Here is a 17,888-nt window from a genome sequence, read left to right on the forward strand (position 1 = left end):
CTCGGCGCCGGCGGGTGGCTGCGGGGCTCATCCAGGAGGAGGCGGCGGGTGCTCCGGTGATACGCGCTCCGGCGGCGGTGCGTGCCGGGTCAGTCCGCCAGCAGCGCGGCGACCTCGTCGAGGACCCGGGCGCCGATTCGCGCCTCCCCGCCGAAGACGAACCCCTGCCGGACGCCCACCGCGCCGGAGGCGAGGGTGGCGATGGCGTCACGGGCCCCGGGGTGGAGGTCCTCCCCCGGTGTCAGCAGCAGCGGGCCGCCGTGGGTGCCCATCGCCGCTGCGCCGACGAGCGCGTCGGGCCAGTCGCTGCCCACGGCCACGCCGAAGGAGCGGACGGGACCGGAGCCGGGGAAGCGGGCGGCGAGCAGGCGTGCGGTGTCGTACCGGTCCCGGCCGACGACGGCGCGCCCGGCGGCGGCGGGGAGGGCGCGGGCCGCGGCACCGCCGACGGGGACGACCCGCGCCCCGGCCGGGTCGTGCGCCGCGAGGTGGGCGCGGGTCTCCTCGGGCAGGACGCCGTCGCGGCTGAGGAGGACCACCCCGCCGGAGTGGGAGGCGAACGCGGCGACGGCCAGGCCGTCGGGGAAGTCGGTGCCGGAGGCCAGGTAGGCGGGCCCGGTGTCGCCGGCAGCGCGCAGGTGCTCCGCGACGCGGACGGCGGTGCCGTAGCGGTCCGCCCCGCCGAGGCGCACGACGGTGTACGTGCGGTCGAGCTTCCGGACCGCCGCGGCGACGTCGTCGGACAGGGCGCCGGTGCCGCCGAGGAGGTAGACGGTCCCGCCCGGCGCGACGGCGCGGCGCACCTCGGCGGCCACCTCCGCGTCGAGCCGCCCGGTGCCGGTGAGCAGCAGTGGGCCGCGCACGTGCCCGGCGAGGCGAGCCCCGGAGAGGGCATCGGCGAAGCGGGCGGAGGTGGCCAGCACGGCGGCGCGGGTGCCGTGGCGGGCGGGGAAGGCGTCGTGGCTGACGGCGACGGAGGTGGCGGTGCGGTGCTGACCGGCGAGCCGGTCCACGCGCGCGGGCGCGGGCTGCACCGGCGCGGTCGGGGCGGGCTGCACCGGCGCGGGCTGCACCGGCGCGGGCGGCGCAGGCTGGACCGGCGCCGACTGGACCGGCGGGGCCGTGACCGTCACCGTCACCGTGGCCGAGAACGCCGACCCGGCGGCGTCCACGCCGCTGTAGGTGAAGGAGTCCGTGCCGGTGGACCCGGGCGCCGGGGTGTACGTCCAGGCACCGGTGGGGGCGACCGTGGCGGTGCCGTGCAGGGGCTGCGTCCCGCCGGTCACGGTCAGTCCGGAGCCGGAGTCGTTGGCGAGCACGTCCCCCGACACCGGCACCCCCGCCGGCGTGGTCGCGCCGTCCGCGGCCGCGACGGGGACCACCAGGACGTCCACCCAGGCGTCGGCGGTCAGGCCGGCGGTGTCCGCGACCCGGTAGGCGAACGCGGCGCGGCCGGACCAGCCCGCGGGCGCGGTGTACGTGGCCCCGCCGCCGGCCGCGACGGTGACGCCGCCGTGGACGGGCGCGGCGAGCACGGAGGCCGTCAGGCCCGAGCCGAGGTCGTTGGCCAGGACGTCGGAGGTGACCGAGCCGCCGGGCACGGTGCCCAGGGCGTCCGCCGCCGCGAGGGGCGCCACCACGACGTCCACCCGCGCCCCTCCCACGAGGCCGTCGGCGTCGGTGGCGCGGTAGGTGAAGGAGTCCCGCCCCGACCAGCCCGCGGCGGGGGTGTAGGTGAACGTCCCGTCGCCGCCCAAGGCCACGGCGCCGCGGGCGGGGCCCTGGACCAGGGCCGCCGTGAGGCTTCCGCCGCTGTCGTTGCCGAGCACGCTCCCGGTGACCGGTGCGCCGGCGGTGCCGCGCGCGGTGTCGTCCCGGACCACCGGTGCCACCACGACGTCGACGGCCGCGTCGTCGGTCAGGCCGCTGGCGTCCGTGGCGCGGTAGGTGAAGGTGTCCCGCCCCGACCAGCCCGGGGCGGGGGTGTAGGTGAAGGTGCCGTCCTCGCCGACGGTCAGGGCACCGGAGGCGGGGTCGGTGAGCCGGGTGGCGCGCAGCCCGGCGCCGGCGTCGTTGCCGAGCAGGTTCCCGCCCACCGCCTGCCCGGCGGTGGTCGTGGCGGTGTCGGAGGTGATGCGGGGCGTCACCCGCACGGTGACGGTCGCCGGGACGGGGGCGGCGCCGCCGGCGTTGGAGGCGGTGTACGTGAAGCGGTCCACTCCGGAGAACCCGGCCGCGGGCGTGTAGGCCCAGGCGCCGTCGGGCCCCAGGGTGAGCGCGCCGGAGGCGGGCGGGGTGACGGCGAGGGCCGCGGTGGGCAGGCCGCTGTCGTTGCCGAGGAGGCCGGGTGCGGCGACGGTCACCGCGGCGCCGGTCGCGGTGGTCGCGGTGTCGTCGACGAGGTTCGGCGGGGCGGGGAGCGCCGAGACGGGGATGGTGATGTTCACGGCTCCCGTGGTGCTGTTCGCCCGCGAGTCCGTGATGCGGTACTGGAAGCTGTCCGTGCCGTCGGGGCTGGTCGCGGTGTTGGTGTACGTGTACGACCCGTCGGGGCGGACGTCCACCGTGCCGTACGAGGGGTCGGAGACCTTCTCGGCGACGAGGTCGTTGCCGAGGTCGTTGCCGATGAGGCCGGGCGCGGCGACCTCCAGGGTGCCGCCGGGGCGGACGACGACGGTGTTCCCCAGGGCCGCCGGGGTCACGCTGAGGGCGACGGACGCCCACGCCGACGCCCCCGTGGGGTCCGTGGCGGTGTACGTGAAGGAGTCCGCCCCGGAGAAACCCGGGGCGGGGGTGTACGTGAACCGCCCGTCCGCGGCGACGGTGGCGCTGCCGGAGGCGGGGGCGGAGCGCAGCGCGGCGGTGAGTCCGGTGCCGCTGTCGTTGGCGAGGACGTCGCCGCTGACGGAGCCGCCCGCCGTCACGGTCGCGGCGACGTCGTCCACGGCGCGCGGGTTCACGGTGATGTTCACGACCGCTTGCGCGGTCCGCCCGCCGGCGTCGGTGACCCGGTAGGTGAAGGAGACCCGGCCCGAGCGGCCCGGCTCGGGGACGTAGGTCAGCGCCCCGTTCGGGGCGACGACGACGGTCCCGGAAGCGGGGTCGGTGACCTTGCTCGCGACGATCCCGGTACCGCGGTCGTTGGCGAGCAGACCGCCCGTCACGTCCACCGAGAGGGGCACCCCGAAGGCGGTGGTGAGCGTGTCGTCCACCGCGAGGGGCCCGACGGTGATGAAGACGGTGCCCTGGACCTTCTGGGCGACCGCGCCGCTGCGTGCGGTGTAGAGGAAGGAGTCGGTGCCGGAGAAGCCTGCCCGGGGCGTGTAGGTGAAGGAGCCGTCGGGCTGCACGACGACGGTGCCGTCCGCCGGGTCGGTCTTCTTCTCCGCGACGAGGTTGGTGCCGGTGTCGTTGGCGAGGACACCGGGGGCCGGGACGGTGACGGGGGTGCCCGCGGCGGTGGTGACGAGGTCGGGGGCGGTGACCGGCGGCAGGTTCGGCGCGGCGGTGGCGACGGGGCTCCAGGGGCCCGTGGTCGCGCCCAGCACGAACGTGGTGCCGGCGGCGGTCGCGGCGGCGAGTGCGCGGGTGCGACGGCGCATGGATCCCCCTGGTCGACGGTGTTCCTGACCTGTGTCGGCAGGAACACCGCCCGCATGAGGGGTTGCGCCTCAGAACCGCCTGTTCGCCAGCACCGGCACCACGGCGCGGGCCGTGGCCACCTCCTCGGGGTCCACGTCCACGACGAGCAGGCCGGGCTCGTCGCCCAGGCGTGCCAGCACCGCCCCGAGGGGGGAGACGACCATGCTGTGCCCGACGCCGGACGGGGCGCCCGCCCGCTCCGGGGCGCCCGTGGTGGCGGGGTCGGCCTGCGCCGCCGCCAGCAGGAACGTCGTGGAGTCCAGGGCCCGCGCCCGCGCCAGGACCTCCCACTGCTCGACCTTCGTCGGGCCCGCACCCCACGAGGCGGCGACGACGCTGAACTGCGCGCCCAGGTCCCCGAGCTTCTGGTAGAGGCCGGGGAAGCGGATGTCGTAGCAGGTGGTCAGCCCCACGCCGATGTCGTCGACCTCCACGACGACGGGGTCGTCGCCCGCCACGACGTTGCGGGACTCGTTGAACCCGTACGCGTCGAACATGTGGATCTTGTCGTAGTGGGCCTCCACCCCGCCGCCGGTGGCCAGCAGGGTGTTGCGCACCCGGCCGCCCTCCCCCGGGGTGAACATGCCCACGACCACCGTCACCCCGGCGTCCGCGGCGATCTTGCGCACCGACTCCGCCCAGGGGCCGTCCAGCGGCTCCGCGATCGGCGCCAGCGGCACCCCGAAGCAGCAGTGGGTCGCCTCCGGCAGCACGACCAGGCGTGCCCCGCGCGCGGCAGCGGTGCCGACGGACTTGCGGACGATGTCGAGGTTGAGCTCGGGCTCCGGGGTGGAGGCGATCTGGGCGAGGGCGATGCGCACGGCCGTAGCGTGCCACCCGCGCGGCCGATTTCCTGTGTCGGGAATCTCACGCTGCGGCAACGTCCGGGTCACGAGGTGTTTCCGGACGGCTTCCGGAACCGGACCTGACGTCGCGGTGCCCTACGACCGCCGCAGGAGCTCCGCAACGTCGACCCGGACGGACGCGACGCCGAGGTCGAGGACGGTGGCCGGGTCGGACGTCCCGAGGATGCGGGTCGGGCGGTAGGCGCGGTCGTCGAGCACGTAGGTCGTCAGCGCCTGCTCGCGCGGGTCCACGATCCAGTAGTGCGGCAGCCCCACGGCGGCGTACCGGGTCATCTTGACGAGCAGTCCCCCGCAAGCGGGAGGTGCCCCCACATCGGCCCTGTTCGTCGAGAGGATCTCGACCACCAGAGCCGGCATGCCCGTGAAGCGCTCGTCCGGCTTCCCCGCCGTCTCCGCGACCGGGTACACCATCACGTCCGGCACGAAGGCGTCCCGCCCCGGCCGCCACTCCCAGGCCAGGTTGACGTCGTGCGTCGGTGGCAGCACGTCCTCCAGGGCCCGGGCCAGGCGCAGACCGATCTTCTGGTGCATGCCGGTAGGACTCGGGCTCATCACGAGATGCCCGTCGATGTACTCACAGCGCGGGTCCTCCGGCAACGCCTCGTACTCCTCCGGGGAGAGGGCCTGACCGCTCGACACCTGTGGCGTCACCGACATGGCTCGCACCTCCTCACTCCCCGGTCAGGGTAGCGAGGAGGTGCGACGGTGGGCGCGTGGCCGGGGGCGCCGCAGGGCCCGCCCCCGCGGCCGTGGGGACGGGCCCTGGGTGGCGCGTCGTCAGGTGAGCGTGATCGGCAGGATCCGCCCGTTGACCCACACGCCGCCACCGGAGGAGAGACCGGAGAACCCGGCGAACGAGCCGCCGGCAGCACCGGCGACGTTCCCGGGCCCACCGGTCCACGCGATCTCGAGGCTGTTGCCGACGGACGTGAAGGTGACACCGGCGCCGTTCGTGACCGTGGTGCCCGCGACGGTCAGCGTGGCGCCCGGCGCGGCGGTCACCGGCTCGTTGGCGGTGAGGGTGATGACGTCACCCGTCTCGTCGAAGTCGGTGTCGCCTCCGGTACCGCCCGCGTCGGTGAACGTCGCCGACCTGATCTGGGCGGTGCTGTTGACCGGCTCGGGCAGGCTGCCCGGGTCGACGGCCTGGCCGGTGCGGTCCCCGACACCGGTGACGGCGGTCAGGCCCCGCCCGTCGACACCGGCGATCGCCGCGCTCGTGTGCGTGACCACGAGGGACCGCCTGTCGCCACCGAGGGCGATCGAGGCGTTGACGCCGTTGGTCAGCGTCGTCCCGCCGATGGTGACGCTGGCGTCGGCGCGGGGCGCCGCGATGATCTCGTCGAACCCGACGAAGATCTTGTCCGCCGGGTCGTCGAAGTCCGCCCTGGCCCCGCCGAGGTCGTCGAAGACCACCGCGGCGACACGGGGCGCCGGGTCGGTGGCGGGTTCGGAGATGTACAACGTCGCCGGGCCGTGGGCTCCCGCGGCGTCGACGACGGAGTCCGCGGCGATCCTGATGTCCGCCCCGCCGGGCACACCACCGGGCTCGTCGATGGTGAGGTCCCAGACCGCGGAGAGGACGGACTGGCGCGGGACGGAGCCGTCGGTCGGGCTGACCGGCACCGCGTCGCCGAACCCGACGCTGCCGGTGTTCGTGCCGAGGGTGAAGTACACCGTGCTCAGGAGACGCACCGGCTCGGAGAAGGTCACCCGCACGGTGGTCGAGCCCTGGGTCAGCCCGGTCATGCTGATCACGGCGGGCGGGGTGTTCGGCGTGGGCGTCGGCGTGGGCGTCGGCGTGGGCGTGGGCGTCGGGGTGGGCGTGGGCGTCGGGGTGGGCGTGGGCGTCGGGGTGGGCGTGGGCGTCGGGGTGGGCGTGGGCGTCGGCGTGACCGTCGTCCCGCTCGCCGTGGCCGCGGCCTGCACGACCTGAGGGCTGATCGCACCGGGGCCGCCGAACACGGTCGCCGTGCCGGTGAGGCGCGCGGAGTTCTGGGTGAGGAACGCCGTGGTCACGGGCCCGAGGTTCGTCGGGCTCGCGGCCAGCAGCATCGGCAGCCTGGTGCGCGCGAGGACGGGACCCGCGGTCAGCGCGTCGGCGAGGTCGTTGCCACCCGCGCCACTGACACCGAGGGCCAGCCCGAAACCGGTGCGGCTGAAACCTCCCCGCTGGACGGCGAACTCCGCGATCCGCACCGCGGTCTCGAACCGGTTCGCGCCGGTGAGCCGCGCGTCGGCGCCCACCTCGGCCGCGACCGCGGCGGACACCGCGCCCTCGCCGCCGAGGACGACGACCTCGGCGGCCGGGTGGCGGGACAGCGCCGCACGGGTCGCCGCGGGCACGCTGCCCGGCGCGGTCAGCAGCACCGGCCAGCCGTTGGCGGCGGACACCGGGGACACCGCGGTCGCGTCGGCGGGACCGGAGGCGAGGAACACCACGGACGGGGTCTCCTCGACCAGGGCGGCGAGCTGCGCGGCGGTCTCGTAGCGGTTTCCGCCACCCGCGCGCCGCACTTCGTAGGCGCGGGCGAGTTCCGCCTCGACCGCGGGGCCGAGGACGCCGGTGCCGCCGGCGAGGACGACGCGCTGGGCGCCCAGGCGGCGCAGCTCGGCGGCCGTCTCGGCGGGCACGGAGCCCGGCCGGGCGAGGAGGACCGGCGCGGAGTTCGCGCCCGCCACGTAGGCGGCGGCGAGCGCGTCGACGGTGGACGCACCGCTGGCGACGACGACGGTGCGGACGCCGCCTGCGGGGAACGCCGCCGCCGAGGCCTTCGCGGCGGTCTCGTAGCGGGTCGAGCCCTCGACGCGCCCGACGGCCAGACCGGCGGCGCCCTGGGCGGACGTGGGTGCGGCGGCGAGGGCCGCGATACCGACGAGCACGGCCGTGACGGAGGCGGCGCGCCGGCGGGCGCGGGAAACCGCGTTGTTCATCTGCACTCCCTGCACTGGGTCGCCCGCGCCCGTATGCGGGCAGACGGGAGCCGCAGGACCCGGCGCTCCGGGTCTGCGGCCGCCGTCACGCTAGGAGTGCGCCGCCGTGTAGGGGGTCGGAACCCACGAACGGAGTAGCGACGTGCCCCGGAAGCAGTAACCGGGGAACCCGCGGGTCAGCCGGCGGTGAACAGCGCCGTCTCCTGCTCCACGTCGGGGGACGTGCTGGCCCACTGCGTGGTGATCGTGTTGATCGCCGCGTCGGCGGTGACGGGTCCCTCGTTCACGATCGTGAAGGTCACCGTGTGGACGCCCGCATTCGACGCGACGGCCGCGGTCAGGTTCGACCCGATCCCGAAGGGAACGGGCGCGTCGAAACCGTCGAAACCGTCGGGGTCGATGCTGAACGTCGAGCCGTCCGGGAACGCGGCGGGGTTCACCGCCCGGTCGAAGGTGACGACGATCCGCTCGCCGTTCTCGTCACCGAACACGTTCGCCGTCCCGCCCGCGGGGTCGGTGAAGACGGCCTGCTGGGCGTCCGGGAGGTCCAGTCCCACGGTCGTGGTGGTGGTTCCGGCCGGGGACGACCCGCCGGCGGTGAGCGCGGTGACGGAGACGGTGTAGTCGCCCTCGCCGAGCCCGGTGAAGCGGTCCGTCCGGGCGCCTGCGGCTAGCGTCGGGTGCTCGGTGGGCACGAAGCCGGCCGGCCCGGACGTCAGGGCCACCCGGTAGCCGGTGATGGTGGCGCCGTTGGGGGCGGGCTCGGCCCAGGTGACGGTGAGGGCGCCGTTGGCGGCGAGCCCCGCGTAGCTAGCCGCGGTGTCGCCCGTGGCCGTGGGCGCGGGCGCTGCGGGCACGGGAGCCGGCCGGACGCCGGGGTCCGGGGTGGTGACCGCCGTGTAGGCCGTCGCCGGACCCTGGGTCAGCTGCCGGTCCACGACCGACAGGGCGGCGACGGTGAAGGCGGTGCCCGCGCCGAGCCCGCCGGTGACCGGGACGTCCCAGGACGCGGCGGCACCGGTGGCGGGGTCCGCGTCCACCGCGGTCACGGCCCCGACGCCCGCACCGGCGGCCGCGCCGGCCAGGCGCACGTCGGCGGCGGTGAACCCGGTGACCGGCTCCGAGAAGGTGACGCGGACCGCGGCGGACCCCTGCCGGAGCCCGCCGACCCCGACGACCGAGGGCGCGCCGCCCGGTGCACCGGCGGCGGCGACCGCGGCGGCGACGGCACCGGGACCGACGGCGGCGGTGCCGCCGAACACCGTGGCGCGGCCGGTGAGGCGTGTCGAGTTCCGGGACAGGTGTGCTTCGGTCGCGGCACCGAGGCGGTCGGGGCCCGCGGTCAGCAGCAGCGGGGCGCCCGTGCGGGCCAGGACGGGTCCGGCGGCGAGGGCGTCGGCGAGGTCGTGGCCGTCGGGGCCGTTCACCCCGAGCGCCAGGCCGACGTCCGCGCCGGTGAACCCGGCGTCGGTGGTGGCGAAGTCCGCGATCCGCGCCGCGGTCGCGAAGCGGTCGGCACCGGCCAGCCGCAGGTCGGCCCCGAGCGCGGCGGCGGTGGCGGGCGTGACCGCACCCTCGCCGCCGACGACGACGACCCGCGCGCCGGGGTTGGCCGCCAGGGCGGCGCGGGTCTCGGCCGGCACCCGGCCGGGAGCGGTCAGCAGCACGGGCCAGCCCTCGGCGGCGGCCACCGGCGACACGGCCACGGCGTCCGCCGGAGCGGAGGCGACGAACACGGTGCCCGGCGCGCCGCCGACGAGCGCGGCAAGCCTCGCGGCGGTGTCGTAGCGGTTCGCGCCGCCCGCGCGGGTGACGGTGTGGGAGAGGGAGAGGCGGGTGGCGACCTCGGGCCCGATGACGCCCTCGCCGCCCGCGAGGACGACGCGCGTCGCGCCGAGGCGGCGCAGTTCCGCGAGGGTTTCGGCGGGCACGTCGCCGGGCCGGGTCAGCAGGACCGGCGCGCCGTCGGCACCGGCGACGGCGGAGGCGGCGAGGGCGTCGACGGTGGAGGTCCCGGACGCGAGGACGACGGTTCCGCCGCGCCCGGCGGGGAAGGTCGCGGCCGAGGCGTTCGCGGCGGTCTCGTAGCGGTTCGCGCCCTCGATCCGGACGAACGTCAGGGAGGGCGCCGCGGAGGCCGTGGGCGGCAGGAGCACCAGGGCCCCTATGCCGGCGAGGACGGCGGTCCCGGTGCGGGTGCTGCGGGCACGGGCGGCGGGCGGACGGGGCACGGGTCCTCCTCGGCACGGCAGGCGGCGCCCGGCGAGGGGACGGCAGGCGCCAGGGAGCTGCGGTGGATTCGGCAGCAGAGAAACGCTATGTGAGACGCCGGCTGCTGGTCGCGCTGAGCCACCTGGTTCCCACCCCCTGTGTGACGACCCGGGAACGCAGGAGGGCGGGCCCCCACGCTGTGCGTGGAGGCCCGCCCGGTGCTGCTGGGTGGAACTGACTGTCAGGACTCGGTGTCGACGACCACGTCGGCGCTGCCCGCGATGTTGAGGGCGTTGCCGGCGGCGTCGGCGAGGCCGGCCTGGGTCGTGATGGTCGCCGGGAGGCTCAGCCCGGCGCTGGTGCCGGCGCTGAGCTGGGTGCCGGCGCCCAGGGTGACGGTGACCACACGACCCGCCTCGTAGGTCGTGGTGCCGATGGTCGTGGGGGCGTTGCTCAGGACGACCGTGGTGTTGCTCACGCCGTTGGTGAAGTCGACCTCCGTGCCATCGGCGTCCCTGAGGCGGAGGGTGGCGTTGCCCGTCACGGTCACGACCTCGCTGAAGGCGAGGGTGAACACGTCACCGGTCTCCAGCAGCAGCGGGTTGCCCGCGTTGCCGTTGGCGGTGAAACGGGTGTCCGCCACCGTCGGGACCGTCGTGTCGTTGACCGGGGCCGTCACCGTGATGCTGGCCGCCGTGCCCGCCGCACCCGGGTCGCCGTCGTTGATGAAGGTGACGCGGTAGCTGTACGAACCCGCGGCCAGGTCGTTGTCGCGGACCTGGAAGTTGGCCGCCACCGGGTCAGCGTCCGTCGTCGCGGTGGCGATGACGGAGTAGGTCCCGGCCACGTTGTTGGTCACCGGGGCCCGCTCGACCTGGACGGCATCCACGGCTCCACCGCCGGGGACGACGACCGTCAGCGTGACGTCGTTGCTGCTGGCACCGGTACCCGCGGCCAGGGTCGGGGTCGCACCCGTCGGCGGGTTGTCGTCGACGAGGGTGAAGGTGCTGTCCGCCTGCGGGTCCGTGGCGAAGGTGCCGGTGATGCCGTCACCGGCGGACAGGGCCGCCTCGAATGCGGTGATGCCGACCGGGACACCGCCGACGGTGAAGTCGTCACCGGCGTCGTAGGTGTAGCGGACCGTCGTGGTGACGTTGTTGGCGGTGGTCGACGTGGTGAACGAGTCGGTCGCCTTGTCGACACCGGCCACGGTGGTACCCGTGATCGCTCCACCCGCCGCCAGAGGCGCGGTGAAGGTCGTCGGGCCGCCGAGCCCGAAGGTCTCGGTAGCGCCAGCGACGAGGTTGGAGGCGGTCGCCGAGGTTTCCAGGCGCGGGCTGGTGCCGCCGGTGGTGGAGGTGCCACCCGCCCCGCCGTTGATGTAGACGACCGGGACGACCGTGCCCGGGCCGGTGCCGTCGACGGTGAAGGTGATGCTGCCGGCGACCGGCTGCACCGTCGTGGACCGGAGCGCCGTGTCGCCCTGGTCGAAGGTCGGCGCCGCGTTGTTCACGGACGTGATGTCCGCGACGTCCGCGCCCGGAGCGACCAGGTATGCACCGTTGACGAGCTCGCTGGTGAAGGAGACCGAACCGTCCGCGGCGGTCGTGATGTTCGTCGCGTTCACCAGCGTGATGCGGTAGGTGGTGCCCGCGGTGAGACCGGTGACCGTGTAGGTGCGGTCGTCGGTGGTCACGTTGGCGGTGGGGGCGGTGTCGTTCGCCACCGTCAGCGTCGCCGCTTCCTTGGGCGTGATGGTGGTGATCGAGTTGAAGTTGGTCGGCGCCGTCGCGGCGGTCACGGCGGCCTGCGTCGCGGCCGGGGCGACGACGTTGGTGCCACCAAACGCGTACAGCTGGCCGGTGAGGGCCGCGTTGTTGGTGGTGATGTACGCCTGGGTCGCGGTGGGCAGCGTGGACGGCGTCTGCACGAAGAGCAGCGGCACGCCGTTGCGGCCGGCGACGACGGCACCCGTGAGGGAGTCGACGGCGGCGGTGTCCTGGCCGTTGGCCAGCGCCAGGTTCGCGCGGCTGAAGCCCTCGACGGTGACCGCGTGGTTGGCCACGAGGACGGCGGTCTCGTAGCGGCTGGCGCCACCGAGGCGGGCCGTGGCGTTGAGGGCCGTGTAGGTGGCCGGCGTGACGGCGCCCTCGCCACCGAGGACCGTGCGGTTGGCGGTGGTGAACTTCGCCAGGGCCGCGGCCGTCGCTGCCGGGACCGCGTTCGGGCGGGTCAGCAGGATCGGGTAGTCCTTGTTGTAGGCGATCGGGCCGGCCGCGAGGGCGTCGGCGAGGCCGGTGCCCGCGGCGATGAAGACGCGGCCCGGCTGGACGGCGATGGTGCCGTCGTTGTTGGTCGCGGCCGCGGCGGAGGTCTCGTACCGGTCCGCACCGCCGTAGCGGGTGATCGTCTTGCCCGTCAGGGCGGCCTCGGCGCGGATGGTCTCGGGCAGGACGCCCGTGCCACCGACGAGGAAGACGTTCGGGACGTTGAGGCGGGTGACCTCGGCGGCGGTCTCGGCGGTGAGCGTGCCGTTGCGCGCGTAGAGGATCGGGGCGTTGTTCAGGCCCGCGACGTAGGACGCGGTGAGGCCGTCCGCGGGGGCGCCACCGGCGACGATGACGACGGCACCGGCGCCACCGTTCGGGAAGGCGGCCTTCGAGGCGGCGACGGCGGTCAGGTACCGGTCGGCCCCGCCGATCTGGTTGGAAGCGGGGAAGGTGAAGCCAGGCGCAGCCTGGGCGACACCGGCGAAACCGATGGAGCCCAGACCCACGAGGGCGGCGACGCCGGCCCCGATACCACGCCGGCGCAACCGGGAGGTTGCTGCGGTCACGATTGCCTCCAAGGCATATGTGAAGTGATGTCCCCCCCACGGGGGCCGACTCGATGGAGCCTGCGTCGCCCTTCTCCCCCACCGTTGCGGGATCCCCTGGCGACGCACCAAAACGTACACGAGAGTCACACCAGCAACACGGAGAGCAACCATGATCTCTTGCTGTGGACTCTCGGTAAGGATGCCTGAACGGCCCGTGACCTGCACTTTTGCCCTACCGGTGCAGATGTAACTTTTTGGTAACAGGCCGCCCGGATGTGCCCACAACGCTGTAGCGCACCCGCACGGCGCAGCAGGAGGCCACTCTCGTCACCTGCGCCACGCCTGCCACAGGTTCTACTCCTCCCCGGCCGCGGCCACCAGCACTTCCCCCAACTCCTTCAAGGACCCCGTCCGCAGTGACGACACCTAGGGCATGACGGCCTCCTCCCCCAGCACCCCGCCGCGCCCCGGCGGACTGCGGGCCCTCGCCGTCCTCTCCCTCCTCGCCGCCCTCGCCGCCCCCCTCGCCGCCGCCTTCACCGACCCCGCCTCGCTGAGCACCTACCTGCCCTGGTCCCCCGTCCTGTCGATGCTCTGCGGTGCCGTGCTCCTGGCCACCGCCGACGGCCGGGGGGACCTGCGCGTCCGCTACGCCGCCACCTGCGGCGTCTGGGGCGCCGGCCACCTCGCGACCTCCCTGCTCCACAGCACCGGTCTCGGCGGCCCCACGGCGGCTCTGCTGGCCCTCACCGTCTCCCTCACCGGCGTCGTCGTGCTCCTGCAGCTCGGGGTCCTGCGCCGCGTCGTCACCGCGCACACCGTCCTGACCTACCTGCTGGACGCCGGGCTGCTCGGCGCCGCCCTCGCCGTCCTGTGCTGGCACGTGCTGTCCACGCTCGGTGCCACCGGCGCCGACCCCGCGCTGGACGCGGTCACCGCCACGGCGCTGCTCGCCACGACGCACGTCGTCGCCCGCGGCATCCACACGGCCGTCCGCGGCCCCGACGTGCGCCTCGCCGGGATGGTCCTGGCCGTCAGCGGCCTGTCCGAGCTGCCCTACCTGCACTCCGTGCTGACCGGGGACACGCGCACCGGCTGGGCCGCCCTGGGCTTCGCCGTCCTCGGCTGCGCCGCCGTCGCCAGCCGCGTCCCCACCACCCCGCGGGCCCTGCGCACCAGCTGCGCGGTCGCCGCCGCCGAGCACCGCCGCGAGCTCGCCGCGGTCGTCCCCGCGCCGCTGCTCGTCGTCGACCTCGCCTGGCTGCTGAGCGACCCGTCCTCCGCCGACCGCACGCTCTACGCGCTCTACCTCGTCGTGATGGTGCTGTACGCGGCCCGGCACCTGGAGGCCACCCGCGCCTACGGGGCCGTCACCGCCGACCTGCGCTCCCAGGCGCTGCTGGACCGCGGCACCGGCCTCGGCAACCGCACCGCGCTGTCGGAGGCCCTCCAGGAGGGCGAGCCGGGCCGGCCGCGCACCGTCCTCGTCGTGGAGGTCGACGGCATCGAGCACGTCAACGACGTCCTCGGCCTCGGCGTCGGCGACACGGTCATCGCGACCGTCGGCGAGCGCCTCGGCACCGCCGCCGCCCCCGCCGGGACCTTCCGCACGGGCGGCGACGAGTTCACCGTCCTCGTCGACGGCGGCATCGACGAGGCCCTGGCCCTGGCACCGGCCCTGCGCGACGCCGTGCGCAGCGCCCCCTCCCTCGTCCCCGAGGCGCACCGGTTCGACCTCGACGCCACCATCGGCGCGGCCTGCACCGCCGGCCCCGGCGCGACGCGGGACCCCCTCGCCGTGCTCACCGACGCCGGTCTCGCGCTGCGCGGGGCCCGCGCCGGCGGCACCGGCACCGTCGCCGCCTTCGACGGGGCGATCGCCGAGGCGCACCGCCGCCGCCTCCTGCTGCGCGAGCGCCTGCAGGTCGCCCTCGCCGAGGGCAGCCTCGACGTGCACTTCCAGCCCGTCATCGACATGAGCACCGGCGGCGTCGCCAGCTTCGAGGCGCTGGCCCGCTGGACGGACGACGTCCTCGGCCGCGTCAGCCCCGCCGAGTTCGTCGCCGTCGCCGAGGAGGCCAACCTCGTCGTCGCCCTCGGCCAGCACGTGCTGACCTCCGCCGTGCGGACCGCCTCCGCCGCGGGTGTCTTCGCCGCCGGTGCCGGCGTCGCCGTCAACGTCTCCGTGGTGCAGCTGCACGCCCCCGGCTTCGCCGACGTGGTGCGGGCCGTGCTCGCCGAGTCCGGCGCGCCCGCCCACCTGCTGACGCTGGAGGTCACCGAGTCGGTGTTCCTCGACTCCGGCAGCCCCGCCGAGCGCGTCCTCACCGAGATCGCCGACCTGGGCGTGCGCATCGCGATCGACGACTTCGGCGCCGGCCACTCCTCCTTCGGCTACCTCGGCCGCCTGCCCGCGCACGTGCTGAAGATCGACCGCTCCCTCACCAGCACCCTGACCGACGACTCCGACGGGCAGGCGATCGTCTCCTGCATCGTGGAGCTCGCCACGCGCCTGCGGATGATGGTCGTCGTGGAGGGCATCGAGACCGCCGAGCAGGCCATGGTGTGCCGCCTGCTGGGCGCCCAGCGCGGGCAGGGCTGGCTGTTCGAGGCCGCCGTGCCGGCCGACAAGCTCGCGCAGCAGCTCCAGCGCACCTTCGCCACCGGCACCGTCGCCGCCTGAGCCCCGCCGCGCCGCGCCGCCTGAGCCCAGCCTTCCCGCCCAGCCTTCCCGCCCAGCCTTCCCGCCCATCTCCGGGTTGGGGCGACCGGGAACCGGTTCCCCGCCGCCCGAACCCGGAGATGGGTGGGAGGGCCGCTCCGGTGGGAGGGCCGCCCCCGCGGGAGGGCCGCCCCGGTGGGAGGGACGCCGCCCCCGGCCCCGCCGCGCCGGGTCAGTCCAGGGCGCGGCTGCGGTCGGCGGCGCGCTTGGCGTCGTACATGCGCGCATCCGCCAGCGCCAGCAGCAGGTCCACGGTGTGCTCGTCCGCCGCACCCACCACCTCCGAGACGGCCCCCACGCTCGCCGTCAGGGGCAGCTGCGCGCCCCCGACGCCGAACGGCGCGTCCAGGGAGGCGCGGATGCAGCGGGCCAGCGCATCACGGCCGACGTGGACGTCGGCGACGACCACCGCGAACTCGTCCCCGCCGAGCCGCGCGGCGGTGCCCCCGCGCGGGCAGCACAGCAGGAGCCGGCTGCCCACCTCGCGCAGCAGCGCGTCGCCGGCGGCGTGCCCGAGGGTGTCGTTGACTGCCTTGAAGTCGTCGAGGTCCACGAACGCCACGGTGACGGGGGTGCCGGTGGCGACGGACTCGTCGACGGCCGCGCGCAGGCGCTCGGCGAACAGCACGCGGTTGGCGAGCCCGGTGAGCCCGTCGTAGTGGGCCATCCGCTGCAGCTCCTCGCGCTGGCGCCCGGTGACCTGCAGGAGGGTGTGGTTCTCGGCGAGGAGGAGCCCCTGCCGCCCCAGGACGAGCCCGACGAGGACGGCGCTGGTCACGACGACCACCCGGTCCACGCTGTTCCACAGGTGCCAGCAGGCCGCGGGGGCCGCGAGCAGCAGCGGGGCGTACGGCAGGAGCAGCGCCGCGCGGGAGCGGCGCGCGGGCACGGCGTGGCCGCGCGGGTCGTCGTGCCGCTCGAGCGCGGCCGCGCCGAACAGCCCGAACGCCAGGAGCCAGGCGTGGTCGGCGACCCCGCCGGTGGTGAAGCCGCCGGTGGACACGGCGTAGGCGAGGGCGGTGTCGGCGGCGGTCATCGCCAGGGCGGCGGCGACGAGCAGCCGCGCGGGGCGGGAGCGGGGGCTGCGCAGCAGGCCGAGCGCGAGCACGGTGACGAGCACGACGTCGGTGGCCGCGTAGAGCAGGGCCAGCAGCACGGACGCGGCGGGGACGCCGGCACGCTGGGCGCCGGGCAGCAGGTCGCCGAGGACGAGGACCCAGGCGGTGCAGAACACGGCACCGGCCATGACGAGGCCGTCGGCGAGGGTGCGCAGCCGCAGGCGCCAGCTCCCCGAGCCGCAGTGGGCGGCGAGGGCGGCGAGCACGGACAGGACGGCGAAGCCGCAGTAGCCGGCGTCGGCCGGGGACGGCAGGGGTGCGTGCCGGCTCAGGACGGTCTCCTGCCAGGTCCAGGCGGCCTGCCCGGCGGCCCAGCTGAGGCAGGCGGCGCCGAGGAGGTGCCAGGAGCGGCGCCGGGCGGGGAAGACCCCGAGCCGGCCCAGGGAGCGCCCGACGCGCAGGCAGGCCAGGCCGGCGAGCAGGGCGGCGGCGGTCTCCAGCACGCCGAGGAGGAGCTGCTCGGTGCGGGGGGTGCCGGGCAGGAGCGCGTCGGCCGCGACGACGGGCACGAGCAGCAGCAGGACGGCGGCGGCACGCGGCGGCCCGGGGTCCCGGGTGGAGCCGTCCATCGTCACCCCCCGGTGGACGTGGGCCGGGCCGACCGCACCGGCCGGCCGTGTAGTCACTCGGGGTACACACTTCAACGACTCTGCGTTGACGTCAACGTTTCCCCGACGGCACATCCCCACCCGCACCACCGGTCGCGCGCCCCACCGTGTGCCGCCGCGCCGCGCGGGTACCGCACCCCCGTGCCCACCCGTCCCGCACCGGAGCTCACCTTCATCGGCACCGCCACCGTGCTCCTGCGCTGCGGCGGCCTGACCCTCCTGACCGACCCCAACTTCCTGCACCGCGGCCAGTACGCCTGGCTGGGCAGGGGCCTGGTCTCCCGGCGCCTCACCGACCCCGCCCTGCGCGTGGAGGAGCTCCCCCCGCTCGACGGCCTCGTGCTGTCCCACCTGCACGGCGACCACTTCGACCGGGTCGCGCGCCGCGGGCTGCGCAGCGACCTGCCCGTCCTCACCACCCCCCACGCGGCGCGCCGGCTCGCCACCTGGCACGGCCTGCGCGACGTGCGCGGCCTGCGCACCTGGGACGCGGCCGAGCTGGCGGCCGGCGGCACCCGCGTGCGGGCCACGGCCGTGCCCGGCCGGCACGCCCGCGGGGCCCTGCAGGGCGTCCTGCCGCCGGTCATGGGTTCTGTGCTGGAGTTCAGCACCGACGGCGTGCCGGGCACCTTCACGCTCTACGTCACCGGCGACACCCTGCTCGTGGAGGAGGTGCGGGAGATCCCCCGCCGCTTCCCCGGCATCGACGCGGCCGTCGTGCACCTCGGCGGCACCACCCTGCCCGGCGGCCTGGTGGTCACGATGGACGGCGCGGAGGGCGCGGACCTCGTCGAGGTGGTCCGGCCCCGGCAGACCGTGCCCGTCCACTTCGACGACTACCCCGTCTTCCGCTCCCCGCTCGCGGACTTCCGGGCCGAGGCGGAGCGGCGCGGGTGGGCGGACGACGTGCGCTGGGTGGCGCGGGGCGAGACGGTCACGCTGATCTGACCGGCCCAGCGGCGCCCGGCG

General features: G+C 75.7%; 9 protein-coding genes. 2 read left to right on the plus strand and 7 right to left on the minus strand.

Translation table 11 applies throughout. The annotated features are described in order from the left end of the window. Nucleotides 1-89: 89 nt before the first annotated feature. The 6 genes from ACYQBY_RS12260 to ACYQBY_RS12285 form a co-directional block, all read right to left on the minus strand. The gene (locus ACYQBY_RS12260) at nt 90-3,602 is read right to left on the minus strand and encodes an Ig-like domain-containing protein (RefSeq protein WP_459644131.1); all 3,513 of its coding nucleotides are present in this window, start codon (nt 3,600-3,602) and stop codon (nt 90-92) included. A gap of 69 nt (nt 3,603-3,671) precedes the next feature. After that, complete coding sequence (locus ACYQBY_RS12265; protein ID WP_459644132.1) at nt 3,672-4,463, minus strand: carbon-nitrogen hydrolase family protein; 792 nt, start codon at nt 4,461-4,463, stop codon at nt 3,672-3,674. Between the two features lie 120 nt (nt 4,464-4,583). Continuing rightward, the gene (locus tag ACYQBY_RS12270) at nt 4,584-5,165 is read right to left on the minus strand and encodes a Uma2 family endonuclease (protein WP_459644133.1); all 582 of its coding nucleotides are present in this window, start codon (nt 5,163-5,165) and stop codon (nt 4,584-4,586) included. Between the two features lie 120 nt (nt 5,166-5,285). Continuing rightward, complete coding sequence (locus ACYQBY_RS12275) at nt 5,286-7,442, minus strand: cell wall-binding repeat-containing protein (protein ID WP_459644134.1); 2,157 nt, start codon at nt 7,440-7,442, stop codon at nt 5,286-5,288. 176 nt (nt 7,443-7,618) lie between these two features. After that, nucleotides 7,619-9,673, minus strand: a complete 2,055-nt coding sequence (locus ACYQBY_RS12280; protein ID WP_459644135.1) for a cell wall-binding repeat-containing protein — start codon at nt 9,671-9,673, stop codon at nt 7,619-7,621. A gap of 221 nt (nt 9,674-9,894) precedes the next feature. After that, nucleotides 9,895-12,489 carry a cell wall-binding repeat-containing protein gene (locus tag ACYQBY_RS12285; RefSeq protein WP_459644136.1) on the minus strand — a complete coding sequence of 865 codons (2,595 nt, stop codon included), beginning with the start codon at nt 12,487-12,489 and terminating at the stop codon, nt 9,895-9,897. A gap of 415 nt (nt 12,490-12,904) precedes the next feature. On the opposite strand from ACYQBY_RS12285, the gene ACYQBY_RS12290 reads away from it, so the two are divergent. After that, on the plus strand, nt 12,905-15,154 hold the full coding sequence (locus tag ACYQBY_RS12290) for a putative bifunctional diguanylate cyclase/phosphodiesterase (protein ID WP_459644137.1): 2,250 nt from the start codon (nt 12,905-12,907) through the stop codon (nt 15,152-15,154). Nucleotides 15,155-15,365: 211 nt separating this feature from the next. On the opposite strand, the gene ACYQBY_RS12295 is transcribed toward ACYQBY_RS12290, so the two are convergent. After that, nucleotides 15,366-16,880, minus strand: coding sequence for a diguanylate cyclase domain-containing protein (locus ACYQBY_RS12295; protein WP_459644138.1), 1,515 nt, complete (start codon nt 16,878-16,880; stop codon nt 15,366-15,368). Between the two features lie 180 nt (nt 16,881-17,060). Between ACYQBY_RS12295 and ACYQBY_RS12300 the strand changes: the two genes are divergently transcribed. Then, nucleotides 17,061-17,867, plus strand: coding sequence for an MBL fold metallo-hydrolase (locus ACYQBY_RS12300; RefSeq protein ID WP_459644139.1), 807 nt, complete (start codon nt 17,061-17,063; stop codon nt 17,865-17,867). Nucleotides 17,868-17,888 lie beyond the last annotated feature (21 nt).

Source organism: Kineococcus anabasis, assembly GCF_054590795.1.

What these genes read in the sequence shown, in the direction of transcription:
- ACYQBY_RS12260 (WP_459644131.1), bottom strand. Translation starts at nt 3,602, where the DNA reads ATGCGCCGTCGCACCCGCGCACTCGCCGCCGCGACCGCCGCCGGCACC.
- ACYQBY_RS12270 (WP_459644133.1), bottom strand. Translation starts at nt 5,165, where the DNA reads ATGTCGGTGACGCCACAGGTGTCGAGCGGTCAGGCCCTCTCCCCGGAG.
- ACYQBY_RS12275 (WP_459644134.1), bottom strand. Translation starts at nt 7,442, where the DNA reads ATGAACAACGCGGTTTCCCGCGCCCGCCGGCGCGCCGCCTCCGTCACG.
- ACYQBY_RS12290 (WP_459644137.1), top strand. Translation starts at nt 12,905, where the DNA reads ATGACGGCCTCCTCCCCCAGCACCCCGCCGCGCCCCGGCGGACTGCGG.
- ACYQBY_RS12295 (WP_459644138.1), bottom strand. Translation starts at nt 16,880, where the DNA reads ATGGACGGCTCCACCCGGGACCCCGGGCCGCCGCGTGCCGCCGCCGTC.